At 53.7% G+C, this 505-nt stretch carries 1 protein-coding gene; it reads left to right on the top strand.

Annotated elements, in window-relative coordinates; genetic code table 11:
* The coding region (locus ACOI06_RS14600; RefSeq protein WP_420663318.1) for an IS66 family transposase at window positions 1–505 on the top strand (505 nt) is incomplete at both ends.

Raw genomic sequence — 505 nt, forward strand, 5'->3', positions numbered from 1 at the left:
TACCGGTATGACCCATGCTCAGTGTTGGGCGCACTGTCGGCGCGAGTTCATTAAAGCTGAAGAGGTTGAGCCAGACTTGGTGGCAACCGCCTTGAGTTATATCCGTGCCCTCTATGCCGTGGAAGAACGCATTGCCAAAGAAGACTTGCAGGGACAACAGAAACTCGACTTCAGAATCGAACACGCACAACCCGTCGTGAAAGCGTTCTTCAAATGGGTCGAGGAATGTCTGTCGGATGTCACACTCTTGCCCAGCAGCCCCTTTGCCAAAGCATTGGGTTATACCCATCCACGCAAAACATCCTTGAGTGTCTTCCTGACGGATGCGGCTGTCCCACTGGACACGAACCACATTGAGCGCGCCATCAGACCAATCGCAATAGGCAGGCGCAATTGGATGTTCGCTTGGACCGAACTCGGCGCAAAGCACATCGGCATCATGCAGAGCCTGATCTCCACATGCCGTTTGCACGGTATTGACCCGTACACCTATCTGGTCGATGTG

Origin of the sequence: Orrella sp. 11846 (assembly GCF_048820935.1) — a bacterium.
In the GTDB taxonomy this organism is placed as follows: domain Bacteria; phylum Pseudomonadota; class Gammaproteobacteria; order Burkholderiales; family Burkholderiaceae_B; genus Algicoccus.